This is a genomic window from Jiella pacifica (assembly GCF_010500815.1).
Lineage (GTDB): Bacteria > Pseudomonadota > Alphaproteobacteria > Rhizobiales > Rhizobiaceae > Jiella > Jiella pacifica.
On record NZ_JAAAMG010000021.1, the window covers coordinates 37,998 to 54,847 of the forward strand.

Consider the following 16,850-nt stretch of genomic DNA (forward strand, 5'->3'; position numbering starts at 1 on the left):
TGTCCGGAGCCCCCGTGCCGAGGGACATGGACGCCGAGGTCTCCGTCCGGCGAGCGCATCGCGATCTTCGACGCCAGACGACTGGCCCGACGACGATCCCGCTGGTCTGAAGTCCCCGCGGCGATGGTGCTCGAACCTCTTGGCGCCGGTCGAGACCGGGGCCGGCGGTCCCGTCCGGAGTCCGCCGGATCCCTCCGGGATGTCGGGTCCGCTCGATGGCCGCGCGGGCTTGATACACGGCCCGGTCTGATCGATCGGACCGCGTATCAGACCCGCTTCAGGAAGCCGTCCCTGGAGGCGGTGATCATCAGTCTGTTCTCGATGACGGCGTCGGTGACGAAATCGAGCGGCGCGCCGTCATGGCCGGTCGTGCCGCCCTTGCCGACGAGTTCGAGATAGGCCCGCACGGCGGTCTTCGGATTGTTTCCCTTTCCCCAGGGGCGGTCGGCGCACATGTCCTGCGGCAGGTCCTCCACGCCGGTGTCCCAGACGACGCAGTAGGACCCCTTCGAGGTCAACGGCGCGTAGAGCTTCAGCTCTTCCAGGACGTGCTCATGGGTGTGGTTGGAATCCAAAAACACCATCACCCGGTCGTAGCCCTCGGCATGGGCGCGGATCTTGTCCGCGATCTCCGGAGCGAGCGACGAGCCTTCCAGAAGATGGATCTTGTGGCGCATCGGATGGGCGTCGAGACCCGAGCGATTGTGGGCCCGGATGTCGATGTCGACGCCGACGACCTTGCGCCGGCTGGCGCGCGGATCGAGCGACGTCTGCGCCTCCACGGCGTCGCAATAGTCGAGCATCGCCAGCATCGACGCGCTCATCACCAAAGAGCCGCCATGGGCGATGCCGGTCTCGATCACCAGGTCGGGGCGGCAGGCCCAGATCAGTTCCTGGATGGCGTAGATGTCCTGCGGCACCTGGACGATCGGCCGGCCGAGCCAGGTGAAGTTCTGGGCGTAGTTGTAGCGGATCGCTTCGCGTACCCAGACGTCGGAAAGGCCGACGAAGCCCCTGTCGGACCCGGCCCGGGCGATGTTGTCCGACACGAAGCGGCGAAAGGTCTCAACGGGATCCATGGGGTCCTCCGGCTGTGCTTGCATGAATGTCCCACCAGCGGGTGCGGGGGGCGAGGCGGTTGCCGGCGCGGTCGCGGACGGTGGTGGCGTAGAGTTCGACGAAATCCTGCCGCTCCAGCCACTCGCCGGGCACGTCCTCGCCGAAGGGCCCCGAGGAGCCCGCTGGAAACCGGTGGGAGATCGCCGGGTCGTCAAGCGTCGGAACGCGCGACTGGTCGAGCAGCTTGAATCGCTCGTAGCCGGCCCGCGACAGGGTCTCGACATAGTCGAAGCCGAAGCGGCAATCCTCGACGCTGACATAGGTCGGCCTGACCGGGGCTTCGGCGAGCTGGTCCAGCACGATCCCGTCGACGCCTTCGACGTCGATCTTGAGATAGTGCGGCACGCCGTAGCGCTGGAACAGTGTGCCCAGCGTCACGGCGGGAACCCTCACCGGCCGGGTGGCGGTGTCCTCACGGCCGGCCCAGCCGGGCTCGATGCTGCTCCAGTGATCGTTCGCCTCGTTGACGAGGAAGGTCACCTCGCCCTCGCTCGAAAAGATCGCGGCTTCGACGATGGTGAGGCGGCCCGATTCGATCGCTTCCGCAAAGCGCCGGCGGCATGTCGCGACGAGGTCGCCATTGGCTTCGAGGGCGACGACGGCAAATCCCTTGGCGAGATAATAGGCCGTATCGTCGCCGTTGTTCATCCCGAGATCCATGACGAAGGCTTGCGTCTTCATGAGGTCAGGCGCTCCTTCGGGATGGCATAGACGACGGCGCCGGTGCCGCAATAGCCGTGGCTGCGCATCGACACCGCATAGTCTTCCAGGGTCCGCATCAGATGAAGCGGCGTGTCGATCAGGCCGGCGGCGTCGTGATAGACGGTGGCGATCAGGATCGGCCGGTTCCGCGCGATCGTCTCGCCCGCACCTTTCAGCGCATCCAGTTCGCCGCCTTCCAGATGCAGCTTGACGACGGTCGGGTCGAGGCCGAGCGCGTCGATGGTCGTGGCGTCGCGCTCCATCTGACCGGTCGGGGCGATCTGCGAGGCATAGCCGAGACCGTGATGAAAGCGCACCGGTCCCGGCCGATCGCTCAGCACTTCGTCGAGAATGGTGACGCGGCTGTGCAGATCGGACGGCCACGTCTCGCTCGCAGCTTTCAGCATCCCCAGGCTGCCGGGATCGGGCTCGATCGCCCAGAGCCGCTCCATCGCGCCGTTGAAAGCCCCGAAGAAGCGCGGCACCAGCTCGCCATGATGGGCGCCGCTGTCGAGGATGCGCTCGCCGGGACGGATGGCGCCGAGAACCTCCGGAATGAAAAAGCGGTCGCCGGTGGTGACGGGTGCCTCCGGAAAGTCCCACTCCTCGCGGGCGAGCCGCCAGGCGGCGAAGCGCAGGTAATGAGCGCGGGAGTGATCGTCGGCAAGGCCGTTCAGAACGTCGCCGGCATCCTCGATCGCCGCCGGACCCAGCGGGTATGCGAACCAGCCGTTCGACAGAGGATGGCGATGGCGGAAGCCTTCGGCGACGTCGTAGAAGGGGACCACCGCGCCCCAACCCTCGGCGAGCAACTGGTCGCGCAGGGGCACGAAGGGCGCAGTCACGATCGAGACCGCGAGCAGCGCCTGCGACCTGGCGTCGGAAGGAACCTCGTCCGGACGAAGCACCGGCAGGCCACCCCATTCCGGCGCCCCTTGTTGGGCTTCGGCATTGCGGTCGACGACGCCGGCCACCTCCTGGCCGACGAAGTCGCAGTGGGTCCGGGCGAGCCGGCCGAGATTGCCGGCGCCGTAGAGCCAGAGATCGCGTCCTCGGGCAGCGACTGGCCCACCGGCCGGGGCGCGGCGATTGGCCTCGCCAAGGAGGGCGAGGGCCGTCGCCGGGTCCGGCAGGGCGTGGAAGGTCCGGGCGGCGGATAGGCCCGAGAAAGCGGCGTCCATCTGATCGTCCGGGGCTCGAATTGAAGTCCCTTATGGCGAACCGGTCTCGCGCAGAGCTTGCGGCCCGGCGGAAAAGATGGAACGGAGCCTCGGTGGAAAGACTTCAAACAACTTTGTGATGCTGACGATGTCCCTGACGGCCACCCAGCCAAAGCGCGTTCTTCTGACGGGTGCGACGGGTTTCGTCGGCCGGCATATCCATCGGGCGCTCATCGAAGACGGCCATCAGGTGCGGGTGCTGATCCGCCCCGGTTCGGCCGATCGCCTCGCGGCGGCGGCGGACATCCTTGAGACCGCCGATCTCTTCGCCGAAACGTTTCCCCATCTCGTGGCCGCCTGCGAAGGCGTCGACACGCTGGTTCATGCGGCCTGGTTCGTCGAGCCCGGCCGCTATCTCGAAGCCGAAGAGAACCTTGCCTGCCTTTCCGGCAGCCTGGCGCTCGCCCGTGCGGCGGTCGAGGCCGGCGTCGCTCAGGTGATCGGCATCGGCACCTGCTTCGAATATCAGCTCCCGTCCGACCGCCTCACGGTCGACTCGCCGCTGAGGCCGGAAACGCTCTATGCCGCGACGAAGGTCGCGCTGTTCACGGCGCTGGAGCGCTATTTCGCTGGAAAGCCGGTCCGCTTTTCCTGGGCGCGGCTGTTCTATCTCCATGGCGAGGGCGAGCATCCGAACCGGCTCGTTCCCTATGTCAGGGCCTGTCTTGCGGAGAAGAAGACGGCAAAGCTCTCCGCCGGCACGCAGCTGCGCGACTTTCTCGACGTCGCCGAGGCGGGGCGGATGATTGCCAGCATCGTATCGCGTGAACAGGCTGGCGCAATCAACATCTGTTCAGGTCGCGCCATCACGCTCCGGGCCTTCGTCGAGGAAATCGCCGAGGAAACCGGTCAGCGCGATCTGCTGGAATTCGGCTCGGCGCCCTTGCGTCCGGGTGATCCGGCGGCCGTCGTCGGCGTGAGCAATCTCGCGCCCCTGGTTCCCGAACGAGCGATACACGATGAAAGCCGAGATCAAGCCGCGCATCAATCTCGAGGACCGGACCCGTCTCGAGACGGTCATTCCACTTAAGACGCCGTTCATCGTCTTCGTCGATCCGGCCAGCGCCTGCAATTTCCAGTGCACCTTCTGCCCGACCGGCCATCGCGACATGATCCGCGATACCGGCCGCTATCAGGGCGCGATGAAATACGAATTGTTCCAGAAGATCGTCGACGACCTTGGGCAATTCGACAAGCCGATCAAGGTCCTGCGGCTCTACAAGGATGGCGAGCCGTTCCTCAACAGGCGCTTTGCCGACATGATCCGCTACGCCAAGCAAAGCGGCCATGTCGACTATATCGACACCACCACCAACGGCACCTTCCTGACGCCGGATCGGCTCGGCCCGGTGCTCGAAGCCGGCCTCGACAAGATCAACATCTCCGTCGACGGCATGAATCGCGAACAGTACCAGCGCTTCACCAAGGCGAATTTCGACTTCGAAGGCTTCGTCACGAACGTCCGCTGGCTCTACGAGAACAAGGGCGACTGCGAGATCGTCGTGAAGATCCCCGGGGAGCTGATCACCGAGGCGCAGCGCCAGGAGTTCTTCGACACCTTCGGCGATCACTGCGACCGCATCTTCATCGAGAATTTCGCCCCCTGCTGGCCCGAGTTCGACATCGAGGCCCATACCGGCATCAAGATCTCGACGGGCATCTATCAGCAGACGATCGGCAATACCGATACCTGCCCCTACATCTTCTACGGCTATTCGGTGAATGCCGACGGCCTGGTCAGCTCGTGCTTCCTCGACTGGGAGCGCAAGCTGGTCATCGGCGACGCGCGCGTCCAGTCGATGAAGGAGATCTGGAACTCCGACAAGATGAACGCGCTGCGGCTCCAGCATCTTGAGGGCCGGCGCTGCGACAACGGCGTCTGCGGCGGCTGCGGCCAGCTCACCCACTGCCTGCCCGACAACATCGATCCCTATCGCGAGGAGCTGCTCGCGCGGTTCCGGCAGAAGGTCACGCTCGATCCCTCGGTGCCGGCTCCGGGCGGCCTGAGGCGGCTGCCGGAAGCGGCCGAATGAAAATCCTCCACGTCGCGGCCCATCTCGGCGGCGGCGTCGGCAAGGCCCATGCCGCGCTCGCTGAAGCCCGGCGGGACATGGGATCGACGGAGCGGCACGGCTTCCTCCTTCTCGAACGGCCGGAAGATCAGCGCTTCGCCGAGAGCATCGCGGCGGCGGGCTCAGAGGTGGTCGTCTGCCCGTCGAAGGCCGAGACCATCGGCCTCGTCGCCGAGGCGGACATCCTCCAGATCGAATGGTGGGGCCATCCGCGGATCTACGAATTCCTGGCGCGCACCGCCTTGCCGGCGCACCGGCTGGCGCTCTGGTGCCATGTCTCGGGCCTCGCCCCGCCGGTCATTCCGGCGGCCCTGTCGCAGCTCGCCGACAGAACCGTCTTCACCTCGCTTTGTTCCTTCGAGGCGGCCAATCTGCAGGTCGCGATCGCCGATCGGCGGGAGGGGTTTGCGGTGGTAAATTCCGGCTTCGGCTTTCCCGCCCGCTCCCATTCGTCGAGGCCGCAAGATGGCGAGCTCGCCTTCGGATCGCTCGGCACGCTGGATTTCGCCAAGCTCCATCCGGGCTTCTTCGACGTCGTCGACATGGCGACGCAAGATCTGCGCGTCCGCCTCTTCGGGCGTGTCGATCCGAATGGCGCGGTCGCGGCCAGGGCGGCGGCCATGCGCGATCCGGCGCGGGTCGTCTTCGAAGGTCATGCCGAAGACCCGGCCGAGGCCCTCGCCGGCCTCGACGCCTTCCTCTACCTTCTCACCCCCGACCATTACGGCACCGGCGAAAACGCCCTCGTCGAGGCGATGTCCCTCGGCCTCTGCCCGCTCGTCCTCGCCAATCCGGCGGAGCGAGCGATCGTCACCCATGGCGAGACCGGGCTCGTCGCGACGAGCATCGAGGATGCCCGCCGCTGGCTCGACTGGATGGTCGAAAATCCGGACGCCGTCGCAAGGCTCGGGGCGGAAGCCGCGCGCCGGGTTGCCGCGAGCCATTCGCCAAGGGCCAGCGTCGCCGCCTTCGCGGCGATCCACGCGGGTCTCATGGAAGCGCCGAAGCGGCCGCGCAACTTCGTCGAAGCGCTCGGGGAGACGCCGGCAGAGTGGTTCGCCACGAGCCTCGGCGGCCCGCTTGCGGCGGCAAAGGCGCGGCGCGACCGCGCCGTCGCGCAGCTCCTGGCGCCGACGCCTGCCAAGGGAAGCCTCGGCCATTTCAGGCGATGTTTTCCCGGCGACACCGGGCTCGCGCAGTTCTCCGCGCGCCTGCCTTAAAGGACAGCCGTCACGGTCGGCCGGCTGCCTCGCCAGTCGGTCAGGTTCCGCGTTGCAGCCCAAGCGGCTACGCCAGCACGAGGATGTCCTCGGAGGGCCAACCGAGCCTTTCGGCCTCCGCGGCGATCGGATCCCCGGCCATGTAGGCGCAGACGACGAGCCCTTCCGAGCCCTGCGGCGGCGCGGCCGGTCGGATGGGGAGCCCGTCCACCGTCAGATCGTGCTTGCCGCGGTTGCGGTCGAAGAGGCGGACCGGCTGGCGCTGCGTCAATTCCGCACCGAGCCGCGCCCAGAGATTGAGGAACTCGAGGCTGATACCCCAGAAGGCCAGGCGCTCATGGCGTCCGGCGAAGGCCCTGACGGCTTCCGCCTGTTCGTCGAAGGCGCGGGTCTCGGCGCCGATATGGTCCGGCAAGGCGTCGTGCGGCGCACCGGCGGGGTCGAGCGCGATAGGGCTTTGCGTCTTGCGGGCGATGACCATCAGTGACGGATAGGCCTTGCCGGCGCGCATCGGCATGTGCGAGCGCATCGCGCGCTGGACGGCGAAGCCGTTGCGCGCCAGGATCGCCGCCAGCGACGCCTCGGTGAAGTGATAGACGTGCTCCTTCATCGCCAGCCAGAACATCGTGCCGACCCGGGCTTCGCCGGCGCCATAGTCCGGCGCGTCCGGCACCTCGACGAACAAGAGCCCGTCGTCGGCGAGGACCCGGGAAGCCTCCTTCAGGACGGCGTCGGTGTCGAGGATGTGCTCGAAGACGTGCAGATAGGACAGCATCGACTGGCTGGCGTCGGCGAGCGGCAGGTCGAGCGCGCTGCCGCCCTTGGCCGAAACGCCGGCCTCGCGCAGCGTCCGCAGGCTGGTCTCGTCGAGATCGACGCCGAGAAGCGGCAGGCGAGGGTGCCGGGTTCTCAAATGACGTAGCATGCCACCCCGCGAGCAGCCGACGTCGACGAGGCCGGCGCGGCCGATGATCTCGCCGAGATCGGGCGCCAGAAACTCGTCATAGCGCTCGTAGCGGAAGAGGTCTTCCGGCGTATTGCCGCCGACACCGACGCCGGTCATCTCCGCATAGATGCAGTCGTCGGCGTAGTGCCGGGCGATCTCGGCGTCGGAGAGCCCGGTATCGACAACGCCGAGGCCGCAGGCCCGGCAGTGGCGGATGACGCCGGAGCGCGAGAACAAAGATCCGTCGAAGTCGCGGAAGGCGATGTCCGCGATCGGGCGGGCGGTCTCGCCGCAGGCGTGGCAACACGTCATCGAATGGCGTTCCTTGGCGGATTCGGCGCAGATAAAGTGGATCGCGTCGGGTCCCGGTTGGGCGACGGATGCGGGAGGGCGGCCCGGTTCCGTCAGAGCGGAAAGTTCACCTCGATGTCATGGGCGCTGACGACGAGGCCGGTCTCGAAGCCGGCCTCGAGGAGGTCCCGCCGCATCGCCTCGTCGCGGACGAAGGCAAAGGTCGTCTCCGGTGCTTCGCCTCCGGTCAGGGCCTCGCCGCTCACGACCGCGATGTGCGGCTTCAGGCCCAGGTCGCGGAGATCCGTCTCGAACGTCGCGATGTCCTCGATGCCGAAGACGGCCAGACGCTCGACCTCGGCGATGCCGTTGGCCAGTTGCGCGAGGATCTGCGCCTTGAGGCGTGGCAACAGCGTGTCGAGACCGGCGATGTTCTGGACGCTGGCGGGATTGAGGTAGCTGAGCCGGGCGATCAGCTCGTAGGCTCGCAGATAATCCCGCCGCCCGAGCCAGAGCCGCAGCGAGACGTGCATGCGCAGGTGCAGGAAATGGTCGACCATGCCGCGGAAGATCGAACCGAGCTCGCGGTCCGGCGTCAGCCCGTGCCGCTTCAACAGGCTGAAGATCATGAACTCGATGCCGCCGCGGAAGGCATCCCAGTTGTGGAGATTGTCGTGGGTGCCTTCCTGATGCCGGTTCGGCATCACCGGCGTCAGCGTCACCGAGCGGTAGTAGGGGACGTCGCGAAAGGCGATCGGTCCTTGCGAGATCATCGTCGCGAGATAGGCGAAGGCCCAGTAGCAGAACTGCGGCGCCGAGACGAGTTGGCGCACGGCCTCGGCCCGATAGATCGCGATCTCCGGCATGACGTGGTGGTCGACCAGCATCTTCAGGAGTTCGATCTCCTGGCCCGGCGCGAACAGCTGAACCGGCTTCGGCAGCCGGAAGAACTGACCGTGGGCCTTGCCGGCTTGCGCGTCGTAGATTTCCCAGGGCGTATAGAGCGCGCGGATCTCCGGATTGTCCCGCATGAAGCGGATATTGTCCGCCAAGGCCTCGGGAATGATCAGGTCGTCGTCGGCAAGATAGACGAGGAACTCGCCGCGGGCATGGCGGAAGGCGCTGAAGAGGTTCGACAGGCGCTTGTTTTCCTCCTGCCGGAAATAGCGGATCGGCAGGCCCTCGGCGATGAAGCCCGCGACGATCTCCGGCGTCTCGTCGGGCGAGCAATTGTCCGAAACGACGATCTCGTAGGAGAAGTCGAAGGCCTTCGCGACTTCCCGGATATGCGGGAACAGGTGCCTGAGGAAGTTCGCCCGGTTGTAGGTCGGCACGCAGATGCTGAGGACGACGTCGGTGGACGCGTCGGCGTTCGCCCTCGGCTTTGCGGTGGACAGCTTGGCGGGATCGACGATGATGTTCATGATGCATAGTCCTCGGCGCTGGCGTCGCGCGGTGAAATGACTTGCGGCTCGGCAGGCCAGGCGATCGAAAAGGCGGGGTCGTCCCAGCGCACGGCGCGGGACGCCTCGGGCGAGTAGTTTTCCGAAACGAGGTAGAAGGCCTCGCAGTCGTCGGTCAGGGTCAGAAAACCGTGGGCGCAGCCGACGGGGACGTAGAGGGCATTGCGCCGGTCGGCGTCGAGTTCGACGGCGACATGGGCGAGATAGGTCGGCGAATCCGCCCGCAGATCGAGGGCAATGTCGAAGAGCCGGCCGCGGGTTGCGCGCACCAGCTTGGCCTCGCCCTTCGGCGCCTCCTGCCAATGGAGTCCGCGCAGCGTGCCCTTCTGCGGGTTGAACGAGGTGTTGGTCTGGACGAAGCGATCGACGAGACCCTTGGCCGCAAAGGTCTCGGCGCAGAAGGTGCGGGCGAAGATGCCGCGCTCGTCGACGAACGGGTCGGGCTCGACGACATAGGCTCCGGCGACGGCGGTCTCGACGAAACGCATCAGGCGGCCTCGACCTGTTCGAGCTGCAGCTTGTCCGCATAGGCGGAGATCTGCGCCATCGTTATGGCGCGCATGTCGGCGCCGTCCCGATGGGCGCGATACCAGTCGGCGGTAAAGGCGAGGGTCTGTTCGAGCGACAACAGCGGGCGCCAGCCGAGGGTCTCGGCGGCGAGCTTCGAGGACAGGCGAAGATGCTGCGCCTCGGGCGGATTGATGCCGGCAGCGGGCAGCCAGGGCAGGGGAAGATCGAAGGCCTGGCCGAGCGTCTCGGCGACCTTGGCGACGCTGGCGAACTGCGCCGGGTCGGGGCCGAAGTTCAGCGCCGCAGGCACGGTTCCCGGCCGCGTTGTCAGGGCCTCGGCGAGCGCGAGATAGCCGGCCAGCGGCTCGACCACGTGCTGCCAGGGGCGGATGGCCATCGGCGAGCGCAGCCGCAAGGGCTCGCCCTTGGCCATCGCCCGGACGAAGTCGGGGATCAGCCGGTCCGCGGCCCAGTCGCCGCCGCCGACGACATTGCCGGCGCGGGCGGTGGCGATCGCCGGGCCGCCGGACGCGAAGAAGCTTGCCCTGAAGCTGTCGACGACGAGTTCCGCCGCGGCCTTGGAGGCGCTGTAGGGGTCCTTGCCGCCGAGCCGGTCGGCTTCCTCGAACGGCCTGCCTGCCTCGTCATTGGCATAGACCTTGTCGGTGGTGACGACGACGACAGCTTGAAGCGCAGAGGCGCGCCGCAGCGCCTGGAGGAGGTTCACTGTCCCCATGACGTTGGTCGAGAAGGTCGCGACCGGATCGTCGTAGGAGCGGCGCACCAGCGCCTCGGCGGCGAGATGGAAGACGATCTCCGGCTGCGCCATGGCGACGAGCCGTTCCATCGCGCCGAGATTGCGGATGTCGCCGATGTGGTGGGTCTGGCCCTCGAAGGGCGCCAGCATCCGGTGGAGCGAGGGATTGGTGTCGGGCTGAAGGCCGACGGCGGTGACACGCGCGCCGAGCCGCTCCAGCCAGAGGCTGAGCCAGGCGCCCTTGAAGCCGGTCTGGCCGGTGAGGAGGACGCGGCGTCCCTGCCAGAAGCCGCTCACGACCAGAGCCTCCACGGTGCGCGGCCCGATCGCCAGAGTTCCTCCAGATGATCGCGCTCGCGCAGCGTGTCCATCGGCTGCCAGAAGCCGTCGTGACGATAGGCGGCGAGTTCGCCTTTGGCGACGAGCTGCTCGAGCGGCCAGCCTTCGAAGGATGTCCGGTCGCCGTCGATCAGATCGAGGACGGAGGTTTCGAGGACGAAGAAGCCGCCATTGATGCGCTGCCGGTTGGCTTCCGGCTTTTCGACGAAGGCGGAAACCTGATCGCCCTCGATCTCGACGGTGCCGAAGCGCCCCGGAGGGGCGATGGCGCACATCGTCGCCTGCAGCCCGTGCGACTTGTGGAAGGCGACCTCGGCCGCGACGTCGACGTCGGCGACGCCGTCGCCATAGGTCATCAGGAAGGGCTCGTCATCGTTCAGGAACGGCCTGATCCGCTTCAGCCGGCCGCCGGTCATGGTATCAAGCCCGGTATCGACGACGGTGACCTTCCAGTTCGGCCGCTTCGAGTGGTGATACTGGATGGTGTTCTTGCCGAGGTCGACCGTGATGTCGGAATGGTGGAGAACCAGATTGGCGAAGTATTCCTTGATCTGGTAGCTCTTGTAGCCGGCGCAGATGACGAAATCGTCGAAGCCGAAATGCGCGTAGATGCTCATGATGTGCCAGAGGATCGGCTTGTCGCCGATCTCGACGAGCGGCTTCGGCCGCATCGTCGTCTCTTCGCTGAGCCGCGAGCCGCGCCCGCCGGCAAGAATGACGACCTTCATGCGGCGACTCCGGATTGGTGGGCGGGCCAGTAAGACTTGATGACGTTTTCCGGCGTCGAATATCTCATTGCGGAATCGGTCGGCTCTGCTTTTCGTTGGCGACGAAGTAACGCGAAAGCACTTGTGCGAGCCTGAAGCAAAGCCGCTAGCCTGCCGCCGCGCCGTCGATCCGAACCACCGCCGGCGCTTCGCCGTCGAGCCAGCGTCGGTGGACGGCGCGGTAGGCGGCTTCGAGATCGCGGGTATAGGCGCGGCTGTCGAACAGCGGAGCGCCGGCGCGGGTGGACACGAGCTTGTGCCTCAGCGCGCCGAGCCGCCCCGGATCGCGGGCGAGGGCGAGGGCGAGGGCCTCGTAGGCCTCGTCCGATTGCGTGACCAGTTCCGGCAGGCCGGCCGCCGTCAGGACGCTCGCCGCCACCCTTGCGGCGAACTGCTCGCCGATCCGCGTGACCAACGGCAGACCCGCCCAGAGCGCGTCGCTCGCCGTCGTATGGGCGTTGCAGGCGAAGGTGTCGAGGAAGAGGTCGGCGTGGCGGTGGCGGGCGAGGTGCAGGAGATGGGGGAGGGCCGGCGCGAAGACGAGCCGGGCGGGGTCGATGCCGTGTGCCACGGCAGCCTTCTTCAGGTTCGCTTCGGCCGGACCGTTGGAGCGGAACAGCCAGAGCACGCTGCCTTCGACGGCCGAAAGCAGCCGCATCCAGATGGCGAAGTCGCGCGGCTGGATCTTGTAGGTGGCGTTGAAGGCGGCGAAAACGAAGCCATCATTCGGAAGCCCATGGTCGCTGCGGCTCGACGGATCGGCCGGAACGATGCGGCTGTCGTCGGTCGGTTGATAGCTGTGCGGCAGATAGACGATCTTCTCGGAATAGTGGGCTTGGTGGCTGTCCGGGATCAACACGGGATCGGCGACGAGATAGTCGATGAAGGGCGCGCCCATCGTGCCCGGAAAGCCGAGATAGTTGATCTGCACGGGCGCTGCCCGGCTGGCGAAGATCTCCGGCCTGGCGTTCTTGGTGTAGCCCTTGAGATCGACGGCGATGTCGAGCCCGTCTTCGCGCGCCAGTTTCGCGATCTCGGCGTCGGAAAGCCGGTGGACGTCGCGGTAGCGGGTGGAAGTTTGCGCCAGCCGCGCGGTGATCGCGCCGCCTTCCTTGCCGCCGAAGGAATAGAGATTGATCTCGAAGGCGTTGCGGTCGTGATGTTCGAACACCCGCGAGATCAGATAGATGGTCGCGTGGTTGTGAAAGTCGGCGGAGAAATAGCCGATGCGGATCGGCCCGTCGCGTCGGGTCGTGCGCGGCAGGGCAGGGGCCGTCGGGAACCGCCGCGCCCAGGCGTGCGAACGCTCAAGGCCGCGGGCCGGGCAATCGTCGAGCGCGAGCAGGGCGAAGGGCTCGACCGGCGACCCCTCGATGCCGAGCGCCTCGATCCCTTCCAGATGGGGACGGGCGGCGTCGAAGTCGCAGAAATGGCCGAGCTGGTGGAGGAGGAGCGCGCGCGCCCGGTCTTGCGACGGATCGATCGCAAGGGCCTTGCCCGCCTCCTCGACCGCCTCGGCGCCCCGACCGAGCTCCTGAAGCGTCGCCGCCATGAGGAACCGCGGCTCAGCGTCAGACGGCCGCGCGCGGGCCAGTTCATGATAGACCGCGAGCGCCTCCTCCCGCCGGGCACTCTGGCGCAGGAGATTGGCGAGATTGAACTTGATGTTGCCGTTGTCCGGGGAAAGCTGCGCCGCCGCCGTGTAGCATTGCAACGCCTCGGCGACGCGTCCCTGGACCTTCAGCGCGACGCCGAGATTGCTCATGGCATCGAGGTTCTGCGGATGGATCGCGAGCGCCCGGCGGAAGCTCGCCTCGGCGCCCGGCGCGTCGCGCAGGGCGAGCTGCGCGGCGCCGAGGATGTTGAAGAGTGTGAAGGAGCGCGGGAAGCTCGCCGCCAGGGCCGTAGCGGCGTCAATGACCAGGGCGTGGTCGTTGCGGTTATAGGCCGCCTCGAGCGTCTGCAGCTTGGCGACCGGCGGATCGCCGATGCGCTGGAGCAGCGATTGCAGAGCGGCGGCGACGCGCCGATTTTGCGGGAATTGGCCGAGAAGCTGCGAATAGACGTCCGCCGCGGCGTCCAGCTCGCCCTTCTTTTCGAACTTGCGGGCCTTGCCGACCGCCTTCTCCAGCTGCAGTCCCATCGCTTCCAGATCGCTGTTTCACGGGAAGCGGCAGAATGACCGACGGAGCTTGTCTCCGTCTGACGTCACCGAAGAAGGAGGGGAATGTCGAGGCGCGCCTTGCCGGATCGACGCGATCATGCCGCGCGCCTGCTGTCGCTGGGGGAGGCGATTGGGGCGCGGTGATCGGCGGCCGGCTGGCCGTATCGATCGCCGCGCTCGATCGTTAGTGCCCCCAGCGCATTGCGACGGGCTCGAGCGGCCGCAAATGGTCGAGGAGTTCGGCACGGGTTTCGGGGGAAAGCGGCGGCACGGGATGACGGCTGAACTCCGAGGCGAAGACCTTGCCTTCGACCATCGCCGCCTTGGCGGCGCGAAAGCCGCACTGGCGGTTCTCGTGATTGACCGCCGGCAGAAGCCGCTGATAGCCGGCCGCCGCCGCGGGTCGGTCGCCGTTCAGATGGTCGAGCACCACCGAACGAATATGCTCGGTGATCATCGCCGAGCACATCGTGCCGCGGGCACCCGCGTCGAGATCGGCGAGCATGGTGATGCCTTCCTCGCCGTCGAAGGGCGCCTCGATCGCTTCGCCGCCTTCGGCGATCAGCCGGCGAAGCTTGGCTGCGGCGCCCGCGCATTCGATCTTGAAGAGCTTCACCATCTCGATCTCGCGGGCCATCCGGACGAGCAGCGGCACCGGCAGCTCGACGCCCGACAATGGCGCGTCCTGGATCATGATGGGAATTCCCACCTCACCGACCCGCGCCACCTGCTCGAAGGTCTGCTCGGGCGTGCCCTTGAGCAGCGCACCGTGGTAGGGCGGCATCATCATCACCGCGCTTGCGCCGAGGTCCTTGGCGAGCCGGGCGCGAGCGACGGCGATCTGCGTCGCATAGTGCGAGATCGTCACGATCACCGGCACCCTGCCTGCAATGTGTTCGAGGCAGAGCCGCGTCAGCGTCTCGCGCTCGTCGTCGGCGATGAGGAACTGCTCGGAGAAGTTGGCGAGGATGCAGATGCCGTCGGCGCCCTGGTCGGCGATGCAGTCGAGCACCCGCCGCATGCCGGGAAGATCGAGGGTCCCATCGTCGTTGAAGGGTGTCGGAGCGACCGGCCAGGCGCCGGTGTAGGACATGGAAGTCATGGTCGAACGGGGCTCGTCGTGGCGGGGTGGAAGCGGCAAGGGTTGAAAAAGCCCAGGCATCGACCGCCGAAAGCATCTGCTGCGGGCGACGTTTGCCGTTCTATTCCCTGCCCATGCGAAGCTCAAGCCGGATGCTGATCGCCACCACCGGAGGAGCGTTCGCCCGTCGAACGGGATCGCGATTTTTCCGAAACGAGATCGCAGGCCCGGCGATGATCACGAGCCGGAAGTCAGGGATTGCCTATCGCCGGTCGGCTTGTGCGCTCGCACTGCTTCCAGGCGCGCGACAGTGCTGATTGCGGCGCTTCAAGAAAAAACTTCCGATTTCAACCGCTTCCAGAGGGCGTTTAGGAGTTTTTCAATTTTATGTAGCTGAATGAGAACAACACTGCAATGTGAATGGGCCCGTCGGCATGCGCGTGATGGTCATCGATGACAGCAGATCGAGCGCCGCTGCCATCGCCAACAAGATAGACGAAATTCCCGGACTCTCGTCGGCAGTCTGCCTCGATCCGGAGGTCGCGTTGCGCGAGTGCGAGCACGATCAGTTCGATCTCGTTCTCGTCGATTACATCATGCCGAAACTTGACGGCGTGGAGGTGTTGAAGACGCTTCGCAGCCTCGAGGCCTACCGGCTCGTTCCGATTATCATGATCGCCTCGACGATCGGCAGGGACGTGAAGCTTCAGGCCATTCAGGCTGGCGCGACCGATTTCCTCAGCAAGCCCGTCGACTGGGTGGAACTGCAGGCGCGCGTAAGGAATCTCGTCGCTCTCCGGCAAGCCCAGATCGAACTCGCCGACCGGGCCCGACAACTGTGTGCCGAAGTTGCGACGGCGACGGCCAGACTCGTGGCGCGTGAGGAGGAAATCATCTGGCGCCTGGCGCGGGCGATCGAATTTCGCGACGGCACGACCGGTGAGCACGTCTCGCGTGTTGCCGCGATCTGCCGTCTCATTTCCGACCAGATGGGGCTGGGGCCCGAACGCGGCCGGATACTCTATCTCGCGGCGCCGCTCCACGACATCGGCAAGATCGGCATCTCCGATACGGTTCTGCAGAAGCCCGGCCGGCTGACGCCCGAGGAGATGAACCTCATGCGCCGCCATGTCGAGTTCGGGGCGCAGATCCTCGGCGACGCCACGACGGAGGTGGTGCGTGTCGCCGCCTCCGTGGCCGCGACTCATCACGAGAAGTGGGACGGCAGCGGCTATCCGGCGGGCCTGTCGGGCGACGCCATCCCCCTCGAAGGGCGGATCACCGCCATCGCCGACGTCTTCGATGCGCTCTGTTCCGAGCGCCCCTACAAGGCTGCCTGGCCGATCGAGAAAGCCTTCGCGGAGATCGTCTCCTGCAGCGGCAGCCATTTCGATCCCGCCTGCGTCGACGCCTTCGTCGCCTGCTGGCCGCAGATCCGCTCTCTCATGGGATCGGTCGCAGCCTGCGAGGCGACGGCGGCGGCTTAATGGCGTCGGCAAGCCCACGCCGATCAACCTGAAACTGCAATTCCTCTCGACTGTCGGCAACGGTTTCTGCCGTTACTGCAGCATGTCGTCGATATTCCGCTCGTTACCGTCGACAGCTGCCTGAATAGCTGAGGCGAGGATCGTGCGTATGCAATGACGCCGTTGAGCACTTAGTCGGCGCAGAAGTTTCGGCGGTTTCACATGTCCGCCGTTAGGGGAATCTTGAAACTCTCCTCGTACCTCTCGAATACAACGATGGAACGAGTAACATGAGCCGAGCCGGTCAAGTCGAAATCGAAAGTCCAACTGACGAATCTCGCGTTTTCGAGCTCGCCGGCGACTGCAATATTCGCAACGTTGCCGAAGTCGCTGCAGCATTTCAGCAGTGCACCGGCGATCTCCTGGTCGACGCCCGGGGCCTGACCGGCGTCGATGTCGCGGTCCTTCAGCTTCTCGTTTCGGCTCGCAAGTCCACCGCCGCCGGCGGCCGATCCATGCGGGTGGCGGCGAGCGCAGGGGGCGCTCTGGACCTTGCCGTCGAGAGGGCGGGGCTCTCACCGATGCTTCGCGACGTGCTGGTCCCCGAGCTCCCGTAGTCCCTCGTCTTTCCCGGATCCTGCCGATTGGAGGCCCGGGCGGCCGCCGGCGAGCAGGAAAGGGGGTCCTCTGCGAAAGGCTGGACCGGCCGCGGAGGGAAGATTTTACGCTTTCA

The 16,850-nt window shown here is 66.4% G+C and carries 15 protein-coding genes; 5 read left to right on the forward strand and 10 right to left on the reverse strand.

Annotation, left to right across the window (positions count from 1 at the left end; genetic code table 11):
• Positions 1-266: 266 nt before the first annotated feature.
• From GTK09_RS20820 to GTK09_RS20830, 3 genes are read right to left on the reverse strand one after another with little or no spacing between them, the layout of a single operon-like run.
• A complete protein-coding gene (locus GTK09_RS20820) occupies positions 267-1,079 on the reverse strand; it encodes a cephalosporin hydroxylase family protein (RefSeq protein WP_163465322.1) in 813 nt (270 codons plus the stop codon).
• The gene (locus tag GTK09_RS20825; protein ID WP_163465323.1) at positions 1,066-1,800 is read right to left on the reverse strand and encodes an FkbM family methyltransferase; all 735 of its coding nucleotides are present in this window, start codon (positions 1,798-1,800) and stop codon (positions 1,066-1,068) included. The genes GTK09_RS20820 and GTK09_RS20825 overlap by 14 nt, the downstream gene beginning before the upstream one ends.
• Positions 1,797-3,002 (reverse strand): FkbM family methyltransferase, encoded by a 1,206-nt coding sequence (locus GTK09_RS20830; protein ID WP_163465324.1) that lies wholly within the window; start codon positions 3,000-3,002, stop codon positions 1,797-1,799. The genes GTK09_RS20825 and GTK09_RS20830 overlap by 4 nt, the downstream gene beginning before the upstream one ends.
• Before the next feature lie 118 nt (positions 3,003-3,120).
• Here GTK09_RS20830 and GTK09_RS20835 point away from each other — a divergent pair, with 118 nt between their 5' ends.
• Genes GTK09_RS20835 through GTK09_RS20845 form a run of 3 tightly spaced genes read left to right on the forward strand, consistent with a single transcriptional unit; the run spans position 3,121 to position 6,333 of the window.
• On the forward strand, positions 3,121-4,071 hold the full coding sequence (locus tag GTK09_RS20835; RefSeq protein ID WP_246218036.1) for an NAD-dependent epimerase/dehydratase family protein: 951 nt from the start codon (positions 3,121-3,123) through the stop codon (positions 4,069-4,071).
• Entirely contained in the window at positions 4,001-5,074 is a 1,074-nt protein-coding gene (locus tag GTK09_RS20840) for a radical SAM/SPASM domain-containing protein (protein WP_163465325.1), read from the forward strand. The genes GTK09_RS20835 and GTK09_RS20840 overlap by 71 nt, the downstream gene beginning before the upstream one ends.
• Entirely contained in the window at positions 5,071-6,333 is a 1,263-nt protein-coding gene (locus GTK09_RS20845) for a glycosyltransferase (RefSeq protein ID WP_163465326.1), read from the forward strand. The genes GTK09_RS20840 and GTK09_RS20845 overlap by 4 nt, the downstream gene beginning before the upstream one ends.
• Positions 6,334-6,400: 67 nt before the next feature.
• Here the strand turns inward: GTK09_RS20845 and GTK09_RS20850 are convergent, their stop codons facing one another.
• The 7 genes from GTK09_RS20850 to GTK09_RS20880 all read right to left on the reverse strand — a co-directional run bounded on the left by GTK09_RS20850 (position 6,401) and on the right by GTK09_RS20880 (position 14,672).
• Positions 6,401-7,591 carry a class I SAM-dependent methyltransferase gene (locus GTK09_RS20850; protein ID WP_163465327.1) on the reverse strand — a complete coding sequence of 397 codons (1,191 nt, stop codon included), beginning with the start codon at positions 7,589-7,591 and terminating at the stop codon, positions 6,401-6,403.
• 92 nt (positions 7,592-7,683) lie between these two features.
• Positions 7,684-8,994 (reverse strand): glycosyltransferase family 2 protein, encoded by a 1,311-nt coding sequence (locus GTK09_RS20855; RefSeq protein ID WP_163465328.1) that lies wholly within the window; start codon positions 8,992-8,994, stop codon positions 7,684-7,686.
• Positions 8,991-9,521 (reverse strand): dTDP-4-dehydrorhamnose 3,5-epimerase, encoded by a 531-nt coding sequence (gene rfbC / locus GTK09_RS20860; protein ID WP_163465329.1) that lies wholly within the window; start codon positions 9,519-9,521, stop codon positions 8,991-8,993. The genes GTK09_RS20855 and rfbC overlap by 4 nt, the downstream gene beginning before the upstream one ends.
• Entirely contained in the window at positions 9,521-10,603 is a 1,083-nt protein-coding gene (rfbG, locus tag GTK09_RS20865; RefSeq protein ID WP_163465373.1) for a CDP-glucose 4,6-dehydratase, read from the reverse strand. Before rfbG ends, rfbC begins: the two co-directional genes overlap by 1 nt.
• Positions 10,594-11,367: a glucose-1-phosphate cytidylyltransferase gene (rfbF, locus tag GTK09_RS20870; protein ID WP_163465330.1), complete on the reverse strand. Its 774-nt coding sequence runs from the start codon at positions 11,365-11,367 to the stop codon at positions 10,594-10,596. The genes rfbG and rfbF overlap by 10 nt, the downstream gene beginning before the upstream one ends.
• A gap of 145 nt (positions 11,368-11,512) precedes the next feature.
• Positions 11,513-13,549, reverse strand: a complete 2,037-nt coding sequence (locus tag GTK09_RS20875) for an O-linked N-acetylglucosamine transferase, SPINDLY family protein (protein ID WP_163465331.1) — start codon at positions 13,547-13,549, stop codon at positions 11,513-11,515.
• Between the two features lie 205 nt (positions 13,550-13,754).
• Positions 13,755-14,672: a dihydrodipicolinate synthase family protein gene (locus GTK09_RS20880; protein ID WP_163465332.1), complete on the reverse strand. Its 918-nt coding sequence runs from the start codon at positions 14,670-14,672 to the stop codon at positions 13,755-13,757.
• A gap of 422 nt (positions 14,673-15,094) precedes the next feature.
• On the opposite strand from GTK09_RS20880, the gene GTK09_RS20885 reads away from it, so the two are divergent.
• Positions 15,095-16,138, forward strand: a complete 1,044-nt coding sequence (locus GTK09_RS20885) for an HD-GYP domain-containing protein (RefSeq protein WP_312869933.1) — start codon at positions 15,095-15,097, stop codon at positions 16,136-16,138.
• Between the two features lie 269 nt (positions 16,139-16,407).
• Positions 16,408-16,734, forward strand: coding sequence for an STAS domain-containing protein (locus tag GTK09_RS20890; RefSeq protein WP_163465334.1), 327 nt, complete (start codon positions 16,408-16,410; stop codon positions 16,732-16,734).
• Positions 16,735-16,850 lie beyond the last annotated feature (116 nt).